Genomic DNA, 18,297 nt, shown 5'->3' on the forward strand with positions numbered 1-18,297 from the left:
CGTGATGAGCCTGGGACCACCAATGAGCAGGGAAGGCGCAGAGCATGCGCTCCGTGCCCGCGCCGACGAGCGCGACCGCATCTCAGGCGACCTGCTCGATCTCGAATCGCACACCACCTACCAGCTGATCAGGGGCGCTTCCTTACGGGGGGCGACCGAGCGGCGCTGGGCCGCGGCCCAGGAGGCGCTGACCACGCTGTGGTCGCTGAACGACGCCTACCGCGCGGTGCTGCGCGAGGCGGAGCAGGTCAGGGCGACGCGTGCCCGGCTGGGCGCCGACCAGCTCGCCCGGCTGACCGAGCTGCTGGGCGGCGCCTGCGTGGTGGTGCGCGCCGCGGCCAAGCCGGTCGAGCAGCGCTCGCTGCTTCCGCAGGCGGACGAGCGGCTGACGCTGGACGAGGCCGTGACGCGGATGGACACCGCCTTCCGCGAGGTCACGGGCACGCTGAACGACATCGACGCCGTGTGGACGTCCGTGCTGCCCCGCCTCGACGACGCCGAGGCCGACCTGCGCAAGGTCAGGGAGCTGGAGCGGGAGCTGGGCGAGGCGGCCGACCTGTCCGGCCAGGAGGCGGAGCTGCGGCGGATCCGCGCCGCGGTGGTCGAGGACCCGCTCGGCCCCTCCGTCGAGCAGGATCTGGACCGGCTGGCCAGGCTGCTGGCCGGCGTCCGCGCGGAGGTCGAGCTGGCGTGCGTGGTCAAGGGTGAGTACGCCCGGCGCCGCGAGAACCTGCTGGCCGAGCTCGACCGGGTGCGGGCGGCCGAGAGCGAGACCAGGCTGGCGCACGGCGCGGTCGTCGTGAAGATCGCCCTGCCGCCCCAGGCGCAGCCGCGCAGCAAGGTGGACGGGCTGGCCGGGGCGCTGGACGCGCTCGACGCCTCCGCCGACACCTGGGTGCAGCGCGCCAAGCGGCTGTCGGCCCTGGAGGAGAACGCCCGTACGGCCGCCGAGCAGGCACTGACCACGGCGAAGGCGCTCTATGGGCTGGTCGGCCGGCGCGACGAGCTGCGCGGCAGGCTCGGCGCCTGCCAGGTGATGGCCGTCCGCAAGGGCCTGGCCGAGGACCCGGCCGCCATGGAGCTGTACGAGCGGGCGCGCGCCCTGTTGTGGAGCGCGCCCTGCGACCTGACGAGGGCGGCCGCGGCCGTCGAGAACTACCAGCGCGCGATCTCCGGAGGTAAGCGATGACCCGCTGCGCGCAGCCCGGCTGCACGGGGACGATCGAGGAGGGCTACTGCGACCTCTGCGGCAACGCCGCGGTCGCGCCCTCGATCCCCTCGGCACCCTCCGTAACCGTTCAGACCCAGCCGGTGGGCAGCAGGCCGATGAGCGGGCCGGTGAGCAGTGGCCGGTCGCGGGCCGGCGTGCTGGCCACCGTCGCCGACCTGCCGTCCGTCCCCTACCGCGACCCGGCGAGCGCCGTCATGGCCAAGCCGGAGGTGCCCGAGGACAAGCGGTTCTGCGCCAACCCGGCGTGCGGCGAGCCGGTCGGACGTTCCAGGGACGGGCGCCCGGGGCTGACGGACGGGTTCTGCCCGCACTGCCGCACGCAGTTCTCCTTCACCCCGAAGCTGGACAAGGGCGACCTGGTGGCCGGCCAGTACCGGGTGCTGGGCTGCCTGGCGCACGGCGGGCTCGGCTGGATCTACCTGGCCTCCGACGAGAACCTCGACGGCCGCTGGGTGGTGCTGAAGGGCCTGCTCAACACGATGGACCCGGAGGCGATCGCGGCGGCCGAGGCCGAGCGCAAGTTCCTGACCACGCTCGACCACCCGAACATCGTCAAGATCCACAACTTCCAGCGCTCGTCCGGCCACGGCTACATCGTCATGGAGTACGTCGGCGGCCAGTCCCTGCACGAGCTGCGCCGCCAGGGCACGCTGCCGCTGCGCGAGGTGCTCATGTACGGCAGGGAGATCCTGCACGCGTTCGCGTACATGCACGAGAACCAGAAGGTCTACTGCGACCTCAAGCCCGCGAACGTGATCAGGGTCGGCAAGCGGCTCAAGCTCATCGACATGGGCGCGGTGCAGCCGTTCGGCTCGCCGGTGGGCTCGTCGTGGGGCACGATCGGCTACCACGCTCCCGAGCTGGACACGAGGCCGTCGTCGGTGAACACCGACCTCTACACCGTGGCCAGGACGCTGACGGTGCTGGCGGTCCCCGGCTGGAGCCCGGCCAAGGGCGGCGTGGCCTGCCCGCTGCCGGACGACTGCGGGCACCCGTCGTTCACCCGGCTGCTGCACAAGGCGGCCGCCGTGGACCCGGCCGAGCGGTTCCAGAGCGCCGAGGAGATGGAGGAGCAGCTCGTCGGCGTGCTGCGTGAGGTCAGCGCGCTGGAGGACGGGGTGCCGTACCCGGCGCTCTCCACGCTGTTCGGGCCCGAGCGCAGGGCGGTCGGGACGGCGCTGGCGGAGTCGGACACCGAGGTGTTCGGGCCGCTCGACCCGGTGGCGGTGGCGCGGGCGCTGCCGGTGCCGCTGGTGGACCCGCTCGACCCGGCGGCCGGCTCACTGGCGGGGCTGATCGGGCGCGACGGCAGGGAGCTGATCGACCAGCTCGCCGCGATGCCCCAGACCCCCGAGACCAAGCTCATGCGGGTCAGGCTGCTCGCCGAGTCGGGCGCGGCCGAGACGCCCGTCGCGCTGCACGAGCTGGACCGCGAGCTGCCCGGCGACTGGCGGCTCGCCTGGTACCGGGGGGTGCTGGCGATGTCCACCGGGCAGGCGGACGAGGCGGTGCGGCAGTTCGACGGGTGCCTGTCGGCGCTGCCCGGCGAGACGGCGCCCAAGCTGGCGCTGGCGTTCGCGCTGGAGAGCGCGGGCAAGCCGGCCGCCCCCTGGTACGACCTGGTCTGGCGGACCGACAGGACCTACGTGAGCGCGGCGTTCGGGCTGGCCCGGTCGGGCCGGACGGGCACGCTGGACGAGGTGCCCGCCACGTCGGTCTACCGGGTGGCGGCGCAGGTGGCGCTGGCGGCCTCGGTGGTGCGGCGGCCCGACGTGAGCGCGGTGCGGCCCGCCGACCTGGTGGGCGCGGTCGAGCGGGTGTCGCAGCAGGCCGATCTCGACCCGCGCCGCCGTGACCTGCTCGTCGCGGAGGTGCTGGGCGGGGCGCTGGCGTGGCTGGAGAGCAACCCGCCGCCCAAGGACCTGCGGCTGGCCGACGCGCCGTTCACCGAGACGGGGCTGCGGCGGCGGCTGGAGTCCCTCTTCCGGCGGCTGGCGGTGGCGGCCGACTCCCGCAGGGAACGGCACGCGCTGATCGACCAGGCGAACGCCGTGCGACCGAGGACGTGGCTGTGACCAGGGACGGGGCCAAGAGCGAGGCTGGGGCCGTGAGCGAGGGCGGGGCCGTGAGCGGGAGCGCGGGCGTGTGCCCGGTGTGCGAGGCGCCCGTGCTGGCGGGCGACACCTACTGCGAGGCGTGCGGCCACGCCCTGGGCGCCCCGGCGTGCGCCTCCTGCGGCGCGGCGGCCGTGGACCCTGAGGGGTACTGCGAGCGGTGCGGCGCCCGCCAGCCCACCGGCCGCGACCACGCCGAGATCGTGCTCGCCGGAGCCTCGGGCCGGGGTGCGGCGGCGCTGACCGACAAGGGGCTGCGGCGCAGCAGGAACGAGGACGCGGTGGCGCTGCTGGAGTCCGGCGGCGCCACGGTCACCGTGGTGTGCGACGGCGTGGGCAGCTCACCCAGGGCCGACGAGGCCTCGGCGGCGGCCGTCGAGACCGCCTCGGCCGCCCTGGCCAGGGGCCTGTCGCACGAGGAGGCGTTCGAGCTGGCGGGCCGCGCCGTGACCAAGCTGGCGACCTCCGTGGACGACGCCCCCGCCTGCACCTACATCGCCGCCGTGGCCGGGCGGGACGGCGCGGTCTCGCTGGCCTGGGCCGGTGACACGCGCGCGTACCTGCTGCCCTCGGGCACGCCGCTGACGCGGGACGACGCGGTGGAGACCGGCGAGATCACCGCGTGGCTGGGCGCCGACGCCGAGGACGCGGGCCCGCACGTACGCACGCTCCCTCCTGGTACGCCGGGGCTGCTGCTGATCTGCAGCGACGGCCTGTGGCGCTACCTGGACGGCTACGACTTTCCCACCACGGGGACCCCCCTGGAGATGGCCCGCGAGATGCTGCGACACGCGCTGGGCCGCGGCGGCCAGGACAACGTGACGATCGCCTTGATCCCCCTAGGAGAAGCGCATGGGTGACCAGCCCGCTTTCACGCTGAACATCGACCAGAACAAGTACCTCCCCCTTGACGGCCGTGAGGTGCACGCCATCCTCACCATCGGCTCCACGGGCGGGGCGACCGTCCAGGCGGCGCCCGCCGAGGCGGCCGAAGTGATCATCATTGACACGTCGGGCTCGATGAGCGGCAGCAAGATCCGCGAGGCCCGGCAGGCGGCGGCCACTGCCGTGCGGACGCTGCGCGACGGTGTGCACTTCGCGGTGGTGGCGGGCACGGAGCGCGCCCAGGTCGTCTACCCCGGTGGCAACGCGAATCTGGTCAGGGCCAGCCCCGCGACCAGGGCCGAGGCGGAGCGGGCGATCAGCAGGCTGAGCGCGCACGGCGGCACCGCGATCGGCGAGTGGCTCAAGCTGGCCGGCCACCTGCTCACCGCGCACCCTTCGGCGATCAGGCACGCGCTGCTGATGACCGACGGGCAGAACAACGAGCGGCCCGAGGTGTTCGCCTCGGTGCTGGCGGGCTGGAGCGGCAAGTTCGTCTGCGACAGCCTGGGCGTCGGCGACGACTGGGTGCCCGCCGAGCTGCGCAAGGTGGCCGAGGCGATGCTGGGCACGTTTGACTTCGTCCGCAACCAGGGGGATCTGCCGGAGTTCTTCCGGCGGCTCACGCAGACCTCGATGAGCAAGACCGTGGCCGAGCTGTCGCTGCGGGTGTGGGTGCCGCAGACGGCGCAGCTCAAGTTCGTCAAGCAGGTCTCCCCCACGCTGCTCGACCTGACCGGCAAGCGCGCCGACGTCAACCCGCTGACCGGCGACTACCCGACCGGCTCCTGGGGCACGGAGGAGCGCGAGTACCACATCTGCGTCGAGGTGCCACCCGGCCAGATCGGGCAGGAGATCAGGGCGGGCTGGGTCAAGCTGGTGCGCCCCGACACGCAGGAGGTCGTGGCCAGCGGCAACGTGCTGGCGCAGTGGACCGACGACCTTGCGCAGTCCACCCGCATCAACAGGAAGGTCGCCCACTACACGGGCCAGGCCGAGCTGCACGAGCTGATCCAGGACGGACTGAGCCTGCGCGCCATGGGCGACGTGGACACCGCCACCGCCCGCCTGGCCAAGGCGCGGCAGCTCGCCGAGGAGTCGGGCCGGGAGGACACCGCCAGGCTGCTGGACAAGGTCGTGGAGGTCGATCCGGCCACGGGCACGGCACGGCTGCGCAGGAACGTGGACAAGGCCGACGAGATCGAGCTGGACACCGGCTCGGTGCGGACGAGCCGGCTGCGTAAGGAAGGAAGCTGATGGCGACCTGCCCGCAGGGGCACCAGTCGGGCGCCGACGACTACTGCGACGTCTGCGGCACCCAGCTCGCCGGCGCCCCGCAGCCCGCCTCCCAGCCGGCCGCACCGGCCGCCGCGCCGTCCCAGCCGGCCGAGGCGTGCCCGATCTGCCGGACGCCGCGCGCCGGGCACTTCTGCGAGGTGTGCGGCCACGACTACACCGGCGCCGCCCCCGCCCAGGCGCCCGCCGCGGGGGCCGGCGTGGGGGCGCGCTGGGAGGCGGTGACCGCCTCCGACCGCACGTACTACGAGAAGGTGATCGCCGAGGGCGGCCCTGACGCCGCCGCGATGGCGTTCCCGCCGTACTGTCCCGAGCGGTCGTTCGCGCTGCACGGCGAGCAGGTACGCATCGGGCGGCGCAGCCGCGCCAGGAACCTGCAGCCGGAGATCGACCTGTCCGGCCCGCCCGAGGACCCGGGCGTCTCGCACCTGCACGCCGTGCTGCTGGCCCAGCCGGACGGCACCTGGATGCTGGTGGACCCGGGCTCGGCGAACGGCACGCAGGTCAACGGCAAGACGCTCAAGATCAACGTGCCGGTCATGGTCGGCCCGGGAGACCGGATCCACCTGGGCGCCTGGACGGTCATCACGATCAGGGAGGGCACGCCGTGACCGTGGTGCGGACCTCGACGTCCTCTCCCGTCCCCGCCGCTCCCTCTCCCGCGCCGGTGCGGCAGCGCAGCGTGCCCGGCAGGATCCGGGTCATCTCCGGCATCACGGTCGCCTCGCTGGCCCTGCTCTTCGCCGCGCTCGCGGTCGGCAGCTCCAGCGCCCGCGAGGGGCTGCGGGTCATCGGCCGCGACGCGGGGCCGCAGGTGGTCGCCACCGCCGGGCTCTATCTGGCGCTGAGCGACATGGACGCGCAGGTCGCCAACGTGCTCGTGATGGGCGACGCGTACGCGGAGCAGCGCGGGGGCGCGCTGGCCAGGTACGAGCAGCAGCGGGCCCAGGCCAACCGGACGCTGCTGCAGGCGTTCGAGCTGTCGGGCGACAACGCGGCCGAACGCGCCACCGTGCAGTCGGTGCTCGACGGGCTCGGCCGCTACGAGCGGCTGGCCGGCCGGGCGCTGCTGCTGAACGAGCAGTCCAAGCACGCGCCCGGCCCGCCGCCCGAGGAGGTGGTGCGTACCTACCGCGAGGCCACCGACCTGATGCGGATGGTGCTGCTGCCGCAGGCCTACAACCTGACGCTGGAGAGCGGCACGATCGTGCGCGCCACCTACGACGCGCAGACCGTCGTGGCGCCGCTGGTGCGCGTCGCGGTCGTGCTGGCCGGGCTGGTGGCGCTGGGCTGCCTGCTGTGGTTGCAGCTCTTCCTGGCGCGGCGCTTCCGCCGGGTCTTCGGGCCCGCGCTGATCGTCGCGACGGTGACGACCGCGGCGGCGCTGTTCATCGGGGCGAGCGCGCTCGCGCAGGACGAGGAGCACCTGCGCGCGGCCAAGTCGGCCGGGTTCGACTCGGTGCTGACGCTGGCCAAGGCGCGGGCGATCAGCAACAGCATGCAGGGCGACCAGAGCCGCTACCTGCTGGACAAGGAGCGGGCCGACACCTACGAGCACACCTACCTGGACCGGTCGCTGGCCGTCATGTACATCGAGGCGGGCAACCTGCCGACCTATCACGGCGCGGTGGCCGGCCACTCGACCGGCTACCTGGGGCTGCTGGGGCCCGAGCTGGTCGGCAAGCAGGGCACGGAGGTGGCCGCGGCGTACCGGAGCTTCCAGGCGGCCGACAAGGCCTTCCGCGACCTCGCCACGGGCGGCAGGACGAACGAGGCGGTCGCCGAGCGGCTGGCGGGGGTCAGGACGGCGTTCGACGCCTACGACCGGGAGCTGACGGAGCTGGCGGCCACGCATCAGAAGGTGTTCGAGCGCTCGATCGAGAGCGGTGAGGGCGCGCTGGACAACCTGTGGCGGCTGCTGCCGTTCGCCATCGGCGCGATCGGGGCGCTGATGGTGGCGGGCGTGTGGCCACGACTCAAGGAGTACAGGTGAAGCGGGTTCTCGCGGTGTTGCTGCTGCTCGCCTGCGTCGCGGTCGCCGGCTGCGGGGTGGGCGGCCAGGAGTCGATCCTGGACAAGGACGAGCTGGTCATCGGGGTCCGTTCGGACCTGCCGTCGGTCGGGTTCCGCAAGGGCGACGGCACGTTCGAGGGCTTCGACGTCGATGTGGCCCGCTACCTGGCGGACAAGCTGGGCAAGGAGGTCACCTTCCTCGGCGTGCTGGCCGCGCAGCGGGAGAAGGTGCTCATCGACGGGCGGGCCGACCTGGTGGTGGCCACGTTCACGATCGACCAGGACCGCAAGCGCAGGGTGCTGTTCGCGGGCCCGTACCACATCTCCTACCAGGACATCCTGATCCGGCCTGACGAGCGGATCGCGAACGTGCGCGACCTGGAGGGGCGCAGGATCTGCGAGGTGCAGGGCTCGAACGCGGCCCAGCGGGTGGTGACGGAGCGCGGGGTGAAGGCGGAGGTCGTGCCGTTCCCCGACTACAACCGCTGCCTGGCGGCGCTGAAGAGCGATCAGGTGGACGCGGTCACCACGAACGACGTCATCCTGGCCGGGCTGGCCAAGCAGGACGGGTCGGGGCTGCGGCTGGCCAACGCGCTGTTCAACGAGCAGCGTACGGGGGTCGGCCTGGCCAAGGGCGACGTGCCGGGGTGCGAGGCGGTCAACCGGGCGATCACCCGCATGTACCAGGACGGGACGGCGCAGAAGCTGCTGCGCAAGTGGTTCGGGGAGGCGTGGCTCAGGCGCGGCATCGTCGCGGTGCCACAGTTCGAGGGCTGCTCCTGAACGTGCGGAGGGGACGGCCCCGGCGGGCCGTCCCCTCCTTCGCGGTCAGTCCAGGTAGTCCCGCAACATCTGCGCGCGCGTCGGGTGGCGGAGCTTGGCCAGCGTCTTCGACTCGATCTGGCGAATGCGCTCACGTGTGACGCCGAACTCCCTGCCCACCTCCTCCAGCGTGCGCGGATGCCCGTCGGCCAGGCCGAAGCGGAGCTGGATGATGCGCTGCTCGCGATCGGACAGCGTGGCCAGGATGTCGTCGAGCTGGTCCTGCAGCATGATGAAGGCGGCGGCCTCCATGGGCACGACAGCGTCGGCGTCCTCGATGAAGTCTCCGAGGTCGGAGTCCTCCTCGCCGATCGGCGACTGCAGCGACACCGGCTCCTGGGCGATGCGCTGGATCTCCACCACCCGGTCCACCGGGAGGTCCATCTCCTTGGCGATCTCCTCGGGGATCGGCTCGCGGCCGAGGTCCTGGTGGAGCTGGCGCTGGACTCTGACGAGCTTGTTGATGGTCTCCACCATGTGAACCGGGATGCGGATGGTCCGCGCCTGGTCGGCGATCGCCCGGGTGATCGCCTGCCTGATCCACCAGGTGGCGTAGGTGGAGAACTTGTAGCCCTTCGTGTAGTCGAACTTCTCGACTGCCCGGATGAGCCCGAGGTTGCCCTCCTGGATCAGGTCCAGGAAGAGCATGCCGCGGCCCACGTACCGCTTGGCGATCGACACCACGAGCCTGAGGTTGGCTTCGATGAGCCGCTGTTTGGCCCGGGTGCCTTGCCAGACGAGCTCCCTGAACTCCGGGAAGGCCAGACGCGAGACCCCGTTGGCCAGCTTGTCCTCGGCGAACAGGCCGGCTTCGATCGACTTGGCGAGCTCCACCTCCTCCTCAGCGGTCAGCAGGGGCACTCGGCCGATCTCCCGCAGATAAATACGGACCAGATCGCTGGTCGGCGCCCGCTTGCCTACGTCTTCCTCATCGGCGCGGGTGGTCTCCTCGTCGCCCTGGGGCTCGAGGACCTCCACGCCGTTCTCGGCGAGCATGCGTACGACGCGTTCCAGCGCGTCGGACGGCAGCTCGGATCGGTCAAGCGCGGCTGCGACGTCATCGACGGTTACGCTCCCGCGCTCCCTTCCCTTCGCGACGAGGTCCGCCACCTGATCTACGGATGGCGGTCCACTTGGCAGCACCGATGCACCCACGGGAGACAGTCTGCAGTATTGGTTCCATCAAATGGCAGACCCATTTTTGTCACCGAAGGTAAGACGATCGTCTTTGCCGAATTGAGATCGCCAAAAGGTTTAGCACGACTTTGATCAGGATAGTAAAGCCAATTACGCGATCTGGATTCACGCGCCCGGCGACGCCGATGGGCCGGGCGCAACTCTTTCGCTGCCCGGAGGCCGTTGTCCTCGCGCTTTGTCACATCGTGGACCGCGCCAAATCCCTGGTCAACCACCCTGGTTCAGCGCCTGCGATCGCTGCAGAACTGTTACCGACGCAGAGCGATCAGCGTGTGCGGGAGCCCGGCAGTGCGGGCGGTCCGCGGGGCTCCCACCTTCACGATCTTGCCGTGGACGCCCGCTACCGGGCCCGAGGGGTGATCACACCGCGTGACAGCGCGACAAACCGCCTTTATCCAGGACTTATGCCCATTTCACATTTATCCGGACGTTCAACTGCTGCCGGCGACGCGGTTGCGCAGCACCCGGCGCTGCTGCTCCAGCGCCACCAGCTCGCCGAACAGCTTGTTGTACTCCTGCTGCTGCTCCACCGGGTTGAGCCGCTGGATGCGCGACTTGACCTGCGCGATCGCCCGGTCGAGCGGCATGGCCTCGGCGGCGGTCAGGATGTCGCCCGCGTAGCGCTCCTCGGCGTGCGCGTCCACCTGGATCGCCTCCACCGCGAACCGGGTCACCAGCGCCCGCGCGCCCTCCTCGTGGGCGTGCTGCAGCAGGTGGTCGACCCACTCGCGCCCGCCCGCGCCCGCCTGCGCGAGACCGCCCGCGGTGACGATGACCCGGTGCAGCAGCACGTGGTCGGGCGCGGTGAACGCCTGCGGGTCGAGCGCGTCGAAGCGGGGCCCGAGCAGGGCGGGGCGCTGCACGGCCAGCTTGAGCAGCTCGCGCTCCACGCGCACGCTCGGATCGACCGGCGCCGCCTTGGGCGCGCGCTGCTGACGGCCCTGCTGGGCGCCGCCCACCTCGGCGATGCGCTGCATGACGAACCGCTCGTCCATGAAGCCGAGCCAGCGGTCGAGGTCGATGGCGTAGCGCTTGCGCAGCCCGGCGTCCTTGATGCCGGCCACGATCGGCGCGGCGGCGTCGAGCGCCGCGATCTTGCCCTCGTTGCTGCGCAGGTCGTAGCGGGAGATAGTGCTCCTGATCGCGAACTGGAACAGCGGCTCACGGCTGGCGATCAGGTCGCGCACGGCGGCGTCGCCCTGCTTGATCCGCAGGTCGCACGGGTCGAGGCCGTCGCTCTGCACCGCGACGTAGGTCTGCGTGACGAACTTCTGCTCATCGGCGAACGCCCGCAGCGCCGCCTTCTGCCCGGCGGCGTCGCCGTCGAAGGTGAAGATCACCTCGCCCCTGAACTCGGCCTGGTCGAGCAGGAACCGGCGCAGGATCTTGATGTGCTCCTCGCCGAACGAGGTGCCGCAGGTGGCCACGGCGGTCGGCACGCCGGCGAGATGGCAGGCCATCACATCGGTGTATCCCTCGACGATCACGGCCTGCGCGCGCTTGGAGATCTCGCGTTTCGCGAGATCGATCCCGTAGAGCACCTGGCTCTTCTTGTAAAGCGGCGTGTCAGGTGTATTCAGGTATTTAGGCCCCTCATCGGAATCGAGCAGCTTCCGTGCGCCGAATCCGATCACATCGCCCGTGGCGTCCCGGATCGGCCAGATCAGCCGCCCGCGGAACCGGTCGATCGGCCCCCGCCGGCCCTCCTTGGCCAGCCCGCCCTTCACCAGCTCGTCCGCGGTGAAGCCGCGACCCATGAGGTGGCGGCTGAGCGCCTCCCACTCGTTGGGCGCGTAGCCCACCCCGAACGTCTCCGCGTCGGCCCGCTCGAACCCGCGCTCCGACAGGAACCGCCGCCCCGCCGACGCGTCGGGCGCCATCAGCTTGCCCGCGTAGAACTCGGCGGCCGCCCGGTGCGCCTCGATCAGCCTGGCCCGCTCGCCGTGGTCGCGCCGGGGCACGTAGCCGCCCTGCTCGTACTGGAGCTGGATGCCGGCCCGCTGCGCCAGCCGCTCGACGGCCTCGCTGAACGACAGGTGCTCGATCTTCTCGACGAACGTGATCACGTCGCCGCCCTCGGAGCAGCCGAAGCAGAAGTACATCCCGCGCTCGGGCGTGACGTTGAACGACGGGCTCTTCTCGTCGTGGAAGGGGCACAACCCCTTGAGGTTGCCGCCTCCCGCGTTACGCAACTGGATGTGCTCGCCGATCACATCGGCGATGGGGGAACGCTCGCGTACGAGCGCGATGTCGACATCACGGATCCGGCCAGCCACGCCGGGAAGTCTATGCCGCCCCACCGACGGTTCTGCTCCCCGCGGGTGTCCCGGACCGTCGCGGCGGGGAGGAAGGCGGAGGTTACCTCGTGGCTGCTAAAGGGGGAAACCGGTGATGCGCGGTCTCCGGGTCGGCTACAAAGGTAAAGGTTGTCGGTGGAAACGGTGACACGGGTGGAGATCATGCGATCGGGGCTTGTCGGACGATGGGCGGCCGTCACGGGCGCTGTGCTGTTGACCGGTGCCTGCACCCAGGCCACCGGGCTGGCGGGTGTCGGCGCCACGTCGCCGTCCACCGCCCCGGTGACCGGGACACCCGCCGTGACGGCGACCATCCCGACCCCCCAGCACATGGCGGCCGATCAGCCGCCCGAGGGCGACGAGCCGGTCAAGGTGCCGCCGCCGAAGCTGTCGAAGTACACCTACACCTTCCCGGTGAAGGGCTGTAAGACGACCTACCAGCGCAAGCTGCTCGTGCTGCCCAAGACGACGATCTGGGCGCCGCAGGGCTGCGCGTTCGTGGCGCCCGTCGGCGGCGTGGTGGACGAGGTCAACGTCCAGGACAGGTGGTCGCCGTCCACCGACGCCGGCTCCGCCCGCGAGGGCAGGTTCGTCACGATCGTCGGCGACGACGGCGTCCGCTATTTGGGCGGCCACCTCGACTCGGTGGCCGACGGGATCAAGCCGGGCGCGCGGGTCAAGGGCGGCCAGCTCCTCGGCCGGGTGGGCCGCTCGGGCAACGCCCGCGACACCGGGCCGAACCTCTACTTCGCGATCTCGTGGAAGACCGGCCCGGCCTTCTGGTGGGTCCGCAGGGGCATGGTCAAGCCGTGGGACTACCTCGACGCCTGGCAGGAGGGCAACCGCACGCTGTCGCCCCGTGAGGAGACGCTGAAGCTGCGCGGCAAGCTGGGCGAGACGCCGCAGTGCACCGTGCAGTGCGCGTCCATCCAACCGCAGTCGGAGCCGCAGCCGAGCAAGACCCCGAAGCCCAAGAAGACGTCGAACAACGACGATGACGACGAGGTCATCATCGTCAACCCGACGACAGCTCCTTTGGGTGGACGGTGACGCCCGACTTGATCAGCTCCTGGATGTCGTCCACGACGTCCCAGACGTTGACGTTCATGCCGGCGATCACGCGGCGGTCGCGCAGCCAGTAGGCGATGAACTCCATGCTCTCGGGGTCGCCGCGGTAGACGATCTCGTCATGGCCCTCGATGTCGCCGGAGAACTCCATGCCCAGCTCGTACTGGTCGGTGTAGAAGTACGGCAGCCGGTCGTAGACGACCTCCTGGCCCAGCATCGACCTGGCCGCGGCCGGGCCGCCGTGCAGGGCGTTGGCCCAGTGCTCGACGCGGACGCGGCGGCCGTACAGGGGGTGGAAGAACTCCGCCACGTCGCCCGCCGCGTACACGTCGGGGTTCGAGGTGCGCAGCGAGGAGTCGGTGAGGACGCCCTGGCCGACGTCCAGCCCCGCGTCCCTGGCCAGCCCGACCTCGGGCGCGGCGCCGATGCCCACGACGACGAGGTCGGCCGTCAGCCGCTCGCCCGAGCTGAGCCGCACGCCTGAGTCGGTGATCTCCGCGGCGGCCGTGCCGAAGCGCAGGTTCACGCCCTTGCTCGCGTGCAGGCGGGCGAACAGCGCGCCGAGCTCCGGGCCGAGCGCCCGGTTGAGCGCGGTCGGCTCGGGCTCCACGACGGTCACCTGGCAGCCGGCCGCGCGCGCCGCCGCCGCGGTCTCCAGGCCGATCCAGGAGGCGCCGACGATCAGCACGTCCGCGCCCTCGGCGAAGCGGCGCTTGAGCGCCTCGCTGTCGTCCACGGTCCGCAGGTAGTAGGCGGGGCCGGGCAGGCGTCTGGGCACGGCGCCGGTCGCGATGAGCAGCTTGTCGTACGGCTGCCGCGACCCGTCCCCCAGCCTGACCAGGTGATGAGCCGGCTCGATGCGGGTGACCTTGGTGCCGAGGCGCAGATCCACGTCGTTGTCCGCGTACCAGCCGGGCTCGTGGACGAAGATCTTCTCCCGTTCGCCCTTGCCCTGCAGATACTCCTTGGACAGGGGCGGTCTCTCGTAGGGCCGTTCGCTCTCCGCGCCGATCAGCACGATCTCGCCGTCGAATCCCTCCTCGCGCAGCGTCTGCGCTGCCTTCGCTCCGGCCAGTCCGGCGCCGACGATCACATATGTGGCCATGGGCGCAGTATGCGCCCACCGGGGTCATCGGGAAAGCCGGTTGTGCCAGGCGACCTGGCTCGTTGACGAACTCTTGATCAGCGAGAGAGCCTGCGGTGCCAGGCGACCGCCGAGGTGTCGGTGAGCGAGGCGATCTGGTCGATCACCACGCGGACGCGGGCGGCGTCGCTCGCGGCCTCCAGGAACGCGGGCCTGAAGGCGGGCTCCAGCGTGCCGGGCGCGCCGAGCGTGATCAGGGACGCCAGCTCGGTGATGAGGTCGCGCTGCCTGGCCTGGTTGGCATGGTGGTCGGCGGTGGTCATCACGTAGTGCGCGGTGACGCCCTTGAGCAGCGCGCACTCCAACCTCGTGGCGTGCGGCACGACCAGGTCGGCGCGGTGCCGCGAGCCGAACACCTCCTTGGTGGCGGCCTGCGCGGACCGGCAGAAACGGCCGATGAGACCGCTGGTGAGCGCCTTGAGCCCGGCCAGGTCGGCCATGGTGGCCGCGAAGTGACGCGGCCAGAGCGGGTCGGCGATCAGCTTGGCGAAGACCTCCTCCAGCTCGTTCAGGTCGGCGCCGGGGGCGTACCAGGTGCGGGTGATCTCGCACACCTGGGCGCGCTCGGCCGCCGACTGGAGCGCCTCCGGGGTGACGTGGCCGGAGTGCAGGGCGTCCTCCAGGTCGTGCACGGAGTAGGCGACGTCGTCGGCCCAGTCCATGATCTGCGCCTCGAAGCTCACCCGTCCCTCCGGGGCGCCCTCCCTGATCCACCGGAACACCGGCAGGTCGTCGTCGTACACGCCGAACTTGGGCGACCTGTCGCACGTCCACGGGTACTTGATGGAGGCGTCGAGCGCGGCCCTGGTGAGGTTGAGGCCGGCGCTGCGGCCGTCCTCGGTGAGAACCTTGGCCTCCAGCCGGGTGAGCAGGCGCAGGCTCTGCGCGTTGCCCTCGAAGCCGCCGCACGAGGCCGACAGCGCGTTGAGCGCCACCTCGCCGTTGTGCCCGAAGGGCGGATGCCCCAGGTCGTGGGCCAGGCAGGCGGTCTCCACCAGGTCGGGGTCCACGCCGAGGGTGGCGCCCATCTCCCTGCCCACCTGGGCGCACTCGAGCGAGTGGGTCAGGCGGGTGCGGGGGATGTGCTGGCCGCCGCCGAGCGTCTCTCCCGGGCCCACCACCTGCGTCTTGGCGGCCAGCCTGCGCAGGGCGGCGCTGTGCAGCACCCGGGCCCGGTCCCGCTCGAACGCGGCGCGTTCCGGATTGCCGGGAAGTTCCGGAACCCAACGCTCCTGGTCATGCTCGTCGTAGTACGGCATCAGTGAAGTGATTTTATCCAGTTTCATGTCTCCGCTAGTGTCAAGCCTCGCGAGAAACCCTTCCCCGGGAGCCCTCCCCCATGACGACAGCGTTCCGAGCAGTGCTGGCCTTTACCCTGCTCGCCGGCTTCTACGTGCTCGTCGGCCTCATCCTGGCCGCCGCCGTCTTCTTCGACGTCCTGCTCCTCGTCGACTTCCACGCCAACACGGTCAAGTTCGCGATCGTGCTCACCCTCGCGGCGGGCGCGCTCGTCCGCGCCCTGGTCATGGTCAGCCGCCGCCGCGGCGACGAGCAGCCGGGCGTGCCTGTCGGGCGCGAGCACGAGCCGGTGCTGTGGCAGACGGTCGAGGAGCTCTCGCAGCGCGTACGCACCGCGCCGCCGGACGAGATCCGCCTCGTCGCCGAGGTCAACGCGGCCGTCTCCGAGGACACCCGCTTCCTGGGGCTGCGGGCGACGCGGCGGCGGATGTTCGTCGGCCTGCCGCTGCTGCAGACGCTCACCGTGGACGAGATGCGCGCCGTGCTCGGGCACGAGCTCGGCCACTACAGCGGCGCGCACACCCGCCTGGGCGCGCCCGTCTACCGGGGCCGGGTCTCGCTCATCGCCACCGTGCAGGGTCTGCGCAACCACCCGTTCATCCAGCGCCTGTTCACCTGGTACGCCAAGCTCTACCTGCGGGTCTCGCAGGCCGTCTCGCGACGCCAGGAGCTGGAGGCCGACCAGCTCGCGGTCGCCATCGGCGGCCGGCAGGCGATGGCAGGCGCGCTGCGCAAGATCCACGCCACCGCGGCCGGCTGGGACCTGTACGTCAGCAGCTACCTGTCGCTGACCGGCGCGGGCGGCGCCAGGCCCGCGGCCGTGTTCGGCGGGTTCCACGCGCTCATGAGCGACCCCGACCGCCAGGCCGAGATCGCCAAGCTGGGCGAGCAGCCCGAGGAGGTCTCCCCCTACGACTCCCACCCCAGCCTCGCCGACCGCCTGGCCGCCATCGAGCACCTGCCGGAGCCCCAGCACGTCCCCGACCCGCGCTCGGCCCTGACCCTGCTGGTGGACCCCAACGTGGCCGTGCAGGCGGTCGAGCAGTCGATGTGGAGCCCCGACGCGCTGGCCACGCTGCGGCCCGTCTCGTGGGAGGAGCTGATCTCCCACGGCATGTACGCGGGCCGCAACGCCGACGCCGTACGCGACCTGGCGATGGCCGGGCAGCAGGTCATGGGGGCGCAGCGGCCGTACCTGGACGCGGCGTTCGAGGCCATCGCGCGCGGCCGGCAGGCCGAGCTGGAGGCCAAGCTGCTGGAGCAGGGCTGGAACCCGTCTCCCTCGCTGCTGGCCGGGGTGCTCGGGCAGGCGCTGGAGGCGGTGCTCATCCAGCTCGGCGAGGCCAAGTGGACGCTGTCGTGGTCGGGGCCCGCGCGGCTGCTGTTCGACGACGGGGAGGAGGTCGCCCTGTCGGAGTACGCGGCGCAGGTGGCGGCCAATCCGGCGGCGGTGGCGGGGCTGCGGCAGTGGCTGGGCGATCACGGCATGCGCCACGACTACGTGCCGCTCGACGAACCCAGCCCGGCCGCCCTCGGTTAGAGGTCGCGTTCCAGGAGGGCCCGATGCTCAGCGACCCAGTCGTGGGCGGCGCGCACCTGCTCGACGACGCCGTCCGCGCGTAGCCTGACCGCGTGCGGCAGGCCCGCCCGCGCGTCCGCCTCGATGCCGCGCCGGCATCGGTCCTGCCACCACAGCACGCTGCCCACCACCTCGCCGCGGTCCGCCAGCCCGTAGCCGTCGCAGATCACCCGCACCCTGCGCGCCGCCTCCCCCGGATCTGCCCCGGGCGCCAGGCCCGCATACTGCCAGCAGGCGTGGCCCACGTCGTGGACTCGCCTGCCTGGCGCCGCGAGGTCCCAGTCGATGAACGCCACCGGCCGCAGCCCCGCGCCGCCGTCCCGGTAGACGGTGTTCTTGGGCGACAGGTCGTTGTGGCAGACGACCTCCGCGTCTCCCGCCAGCGGCGTGCCCGCGGTCACGTCGTGGAACTCGCGGACCAGCGCCCCCACCCGCGCCAGGCTCTCGTCCGACGTGACGCCCGCCGGCTGCCCCTCCTCCCACGCCACGTGACCGTCCACGAAGCGGAGGATCTCGCGGTCCCGCTCGTCGAGGCCGAGGAAGCGCGGCGCGCCCGCCCAGCTGCGCCGCTCGAACAGGCGCAGCAACTCGTGGACGAACGCGGCCCGCGGGCCGGGGACGCGGCGGACGGTGTCGGCGACACGGACGACGGCGTTCACGAAACCGCCGGGGAGAGGGATCTCTGACATGTGATCCAGCTTGCCCGCCCCCTACGCGCTTTGAAGCTTTCCGCACCCCTCTCCCGTGCTTCGCCGTCGAAGTCTCACTGGGTGGTGCAGTGAGACGATTGAGGGGACTGAAAGGAGCCCTCGACATGACAGAGGACGACATCATCACGTTCGTGAGCGGTCTGCAGGGGACCGTCGTGTTCACCGCCGGGCCCGGCGACGGGGCGCCGGAAGTGGCGTGGGGCGACTCGTTCTGCTACTACGAGCCGGCCGGCCTGGACCGCGTGCCGGCCGACGGCCGCCTGCCGTACGCGACGATCGTCACCAAGGACTACCCGGGGTTCGACACCGCCTCCCGCCTCGACAGGCCCGGCGTCTTCCGGCTGAACGCGGCGGTCGGCCGCGTCGCGTTCGAGCGGCTCGTCGGCTACCCGCCGGCCGCGCACGCCGCGCACCACGCCGCCATCGACTACACGGTGCCCGACCAGGTCATCCCGCATCCGCTGTACGCCGCCCAGTCGTGGGTGTCCATCGTCAGCCCCGAGGACGCGGAGCGCGCGCGGGCGATCCTGGCCGAGGCGCACGCCCGCGCGGCCCAGCGGCACCGCCCCTCGTCCTGACCGACCAGTTTCCCTCACGGCCTTGCCACACTACGGCTCGCGATCGTACGGTCACCCTTAGCATTGG

General features: G+C 71.7%; 15 protein-coding genes. 10 read left to right on the forward strand and 5 right to left on the reverse strand.

Going from position 1 to position 18,297, the window contains the following annotated elements; all coding sequences use genetic code 11:
• Positions 1-22 precede the first annotated feature (22 nt).
• The 7 genes from FXF51_RS18155 to FXF51_RS18185 are packed head-to-tail and all read left to right on the forward strand — an operon-like array spanning position 23 to position 8,319.
• Positions 23-1,189, forward strand: coding sequence for a hypothetical protein (locus FXF51_RS18155; protein WP_148435664.1), 1,167 nt, complete (start codon positions 23-25; stop codon positions 1,187-1,189).
• Complete coding sequence (locus tag FXF51_RS18160) at positions 1,186-3,306, forward strand: serine/threonine-protein kinase (RefSeq protein ID WP_148435665.1); 2,121 nt, start codon at positions 1,186-1,188, stop codon at positions 3,304-3,306. The genes FXF51_RS18155 and FXF51_RS18160 overlap by 4 nt, the downstream gene beginning before the upstream one ends.
• The gene (locus FXF51_RS18165; protein ID WP_262379611.1) at positions 3,303-4,205 is read left to right on the forward strand and encodes a PP2C family serine/threonine-protein phosphatase; all 903 of its coding nucleotides are present in this window, start codon (positions 3,303-3,305) and stop codon (positions 4,203-4,205) included. Before FXF51_RS18160 ends, FXF51_RS18165 begins: the two co-directional genes overlap by 4 nt.
• Positions 4,198-5,484 carry a vWA domain-containing protein gene (locus tag FXF51_RS18170; protein WP_148435666.1) on the forward strand — a complete coding sequence of 429 codons (1,287 nt, stop codon included), beginning with the start codon at positions 4,198-4,200 and terminating at the stop codon, positions 5,482-5,484. The genes FXF51_RS18165 and FXF51_RS18170 overlap by 8 nt, the downstream gene beginning before the upstream one ends.
• Positions 5,484-6,134 carry an FHA domain-containing protein gene (locus FXF51_RS18175; protein WP_148435667.1) on the forward strand — a complete coding sequence of 217 codons (651 nt, stop codon included), beginning with the start codon at positions 5,484-5,486 and terminating at the stop codon, positions 6,132-6,134. The genes FXF51_RS18170 and FXF51_RS18175 overlap by 1 nt, the downstream gene beginning before the upstream one ends.
• Entirely contained in the window at positions 6,131-7,516 is a 1,386-nt protein-coding gene (locus FXF51_RS18180; protein WP_148435668.1) for a hypothetical protein, read from the forward strand. The genes FXF51_RS18175 and FXF51_RS18180 overlap by 4 nt, the downstream gene beginning before the upstream one ends.
• Positions 7,513-8,319 (forward strand): transporter substrate-binding domain-containing protein, encoded by an 807-nt coding sequence (locus FXF51_RS18185; protein ID WP_148435669.1) that lies wholly within the window; start codon positions 7,513-7,515, stop codon positions 8,317-8,319. Before FXF51_RS18180 ends, FXF51_RS18185 begins: the two co-directional genes overlap by 4 nt.
• Before the next feature lie 45 nt (positions 8,320-8,364).
• Here the strand turns inward: FXF51_RS18185 and rpoD are convergent, their stop codons facing one another.
• Together rpoD and dnaG are read right to left on the reverse strand one after the other, a co-directional pair.
• A complete protein-coding gene (rpoD, locus tag FXF51_RS18190) occupies positions 8,365-9,468 on the reverse strand; it encodes an RNA polymerase sigma factor RpoD (RefSeq protein WP_240779826.1) in 1,104 nt (367 codons plus the stop codon).
• Between the two features lie 518 nt (positions 9,469-9,986).
• Positions 9,987-11,831 carry a DNA primase gene (gene dnaG, locus FXF51_RS18195; protein WP_148435670.1) on the reverse strand — a complete coding sequence of 615 codons (1,845 nt, stop codon included), beginning with the start codon at positions 11,829-11,831 and terminating at the stop codon, positions 9,987-9,989.
• A gap of 183 nt (positions 11,832-12,014) precedes the next feature.
• On the opposite strand from dnaG, the gene FXF51_RS18200 reads away from it, so the two are divergent.
• Positions 12,015-12,902, forward strand: a complete 888-nt coding sequence (locus FXF51_RS18200; RefSeq protein ID WP_187414429.1) for a M23 family metallopeptidase — start codon at positions 12,015-12,017, stop codon at positions 12,900-12,902.
• On the opposite strand, the gene FXF51_RS18205 is transcribed toward FXF51_RS18200, so the two are convergent.
• Together FXF51_RS18205 and FXF51_RS18210 are read right to left on the reverse strand one after the other, a co-directional pair.
• On the reverse strand, positions 12,868-14,025 hold the full coding sequence (locus FXF51_RS18205) for an NAD(P)/FAD-dependent oxidoreductase (RefSeq protein WP_187414430.1): 1,158 nt from the start codon (positions 14,023-14,025) through the stop codon (positions 12,868-12,870). The two genes, FXF51_RS18200 and FXF51_RS18205, sit on opposite strands and share 35 nt — an antisense overlap.
• Before the next feature lie 77 nt (positions 14,026-14,102).
• Positions 14,103-15,323: a deoxyguanosinetriphosphate triphosphohydrolase gene (locus FXF51_RS18210; protein ID WP_148435754.1), complete on the reverse strand. Its 1,221-nt coding sequence runs from the start codon at positions 15,321-15,323 to the stop codon at positions 14,103-14,105.
• Positions 15,324-15,403: 80 nt separating this feature from the next.
• Between FXF51_RS18210 and FXF51_RS18215 the strand changes: the two genes are divergently transcribed.
• Positions 15,404-16,903 carry a M48 family metallopeptidase gene (locus FXF51_RS18215; RefSeq protein ID WP_148435672.1) on the forward strand — a complete coding sequence of 500 codons (1,500 nt, stop codon included), beginning with the start codon at positions 15,404-15,406 and terminating at the stop codon, positions 16,901-16,903.
• On the opposite strand, the gene FXF51_RS18220 is transcribed toward FXF51_RS18215, so the two are convergent.
• Positions 16,900-17,631 (reverse strand): phosphotransferase, encoded by a 732-nt coding sequence (locus FXF51_RS18220; protein ID WP_148435673.1) that lies wholly within the window; start codon positions 17,629-17,631, stop codon positions 16,900-16,902. The genes FXF51_RS18215 and FXF51_RS18220 overlap by 4 nt on opposite strands.
• Before the next feature lie 125 nt (positions 17,632-17,756).
• On the opposite strand from FXF51_RS18220, the gene FXF51_RS18225 reads away from it, so the two are divergent.
• Positions 17,757-18,230: a DUF6194 family protein gene (locus tag FXF51_RS18225; protein ID WP_148435674.1), complete on the forward strand. Its 474-nt coding sequence runs from the start codon at positions 17,757-17,759 to the stop codon at positions 18,228-18,230.
• Positions 18,231-18,297 lie beyond the last annotated feature (67 nt).

Source organism: Nonomuraea sp. PA05 (genome assembly GCF_008086045.1).
In the GTDB taxonomy this organism is placed as follows: Bacteria; Actinomycetota; Actinomycetes; order Streptosporangiales; family Streptosporangiaceae; genus Nonomuraea; species Nonomuraea monospora.

Excerpts from the sequence above, each read along its gene's own strand:
- FXF51_RS18160 (WP_148435665.1), top strand. The coding sequence starts at position 1,186 with ATGACCCGCTGCGCGCAGCCCGGCTGCACGGGGACGATCGAGGAGGGC.
- FXF51_RS18200 (WP_187414429.1), top strand. The coding sequence starts at position 12,015 with ATGCGATCGGGGCTTGTCGGACGATGGGCGGCCGTCACGGGCGCTGTG.
- FXF51_RS18220 (WP_148435673.1), bottom strand. The coding sequence starts at position 17,631 with ATGTCAGAGATCCCTCTCCCCGGCGGTTTCGTGAACGCCGTCGTCCGT.
- FXF51_RS18215 (WP_148435672.1), top strand. The coding sequence starts at position 15,404 with ATGACGACAGCGTTCCGAGCAGTGCTGGCCTTTACCCTGCTCGCCGGC.
- FXF51_RS18225 (WP_148435674.1), top strand. The coding sequence starts at position 17,757 with ATGACAGAGGACGACATCATCACGTTCGTGAGCGGTCTGCAGGGGACC.
- FXF51_RS18205 (WP_187414430.1), bottom strand. The coding sequence starts at position 14,025 with ATGGCCACATATGTGATCGTCGGCGCCGGACTGGCCGGAGCGAAGGCA.
- FXF51_RS18155 (WP_148435664.1), top strand. The coding sequence starts at position 23 with ATGAGCAGGGAAGGCGCAGAGCATGCGCTCCGTGCCCGCGCCGACGAG.
- FXF51_RS18170 (WP_148435666.1), top strand. The coding sequence starts at position 4,198 with ATGGGTGACCAGCCCGCTTTCACGCTGAACATCGACCAGAACAAGTAC.
- FXF51_RS18175 (WP_148435667.1), top strand. The coding sequence starts at position 5,484 with ATGGCGACCTGCCCGCAGGGGCACCAGTCGGGCGCCGACGACTACTGC.
- FXF51_RS18210 (WP_148435754.1), bottom strand. The coding sequence starts at position 15,323 with ATGCCGTACTACGACGAGCATGACCAGGAGCGTTGGGTTCCGGAACTT.